Origin of the sequence: Aphanothece microscopica RSMan92, assembly GCF_046613545.2 — a bacterium.
Taxonomy (GTDB): Bacteria; Cyanobacteriota; Cyanobacteriia; order PCC-6307; family Cyanobiaceae; genus NIES-981.
In genome coordinates this window covers 1-400 of sequence record NZ_JBKKKY020000640.1, presented here as the reverse complement: position 1 = coordinate 400, position 400 = coordinate 1, and the positions used below count along the sequence as shown (strand labels likewise).

General features: G+C 64.2%; 1 protein-coding gene. It reads right to left on the bottom strand.

The genetic code is table 11. The annotated features are described in order from the left end of the window. Window positions 1-127: 127 nt before the first annotated feature. Window positions 128-400: DUF1236 domain-containing protein (locus tag ACLD7X_RS19425; protein WP_411425318.1), on the bottom strand; the 273-nt coding region annotated here is incomplete at its 5' end.

Genomic DNA, 400 nt, shown 5'->3' with positions numbered 1-400 from the left:
ACGGGTGCAAACCGCATTATACACAAGCCCCGCCGGCGCGAGCCGACGGGGCCAGATGTGGCTTGAGTGTCAGCGCGGCGGGAGGGTTGCGCGTTGCAAACCCCAGTCCTGCCGAAGCCCTAAAGAGCTACTCGATAACCTCGACAATCACGTGGCTCCTCGGATCGACGATCAATACATCGTCGCCGATCAGCGTGTATTGGTAGCCGCGCAGTTGCTGATCCTGCTGCTCGACTTCGGGCGGCAGCGGCCGCAGGATGATCTGTGTCGGCAGGACCGCGCCCTTCAGGCCATCGACGCCCTGGATCTCGCCCGGCTTGGCATCGGCCAGAATCATCCGTGCGAGCTCGTGCCGGTCAGCCGTAGCTTGCGACGGTGGGCTTGCACCAGCATCGCGGGC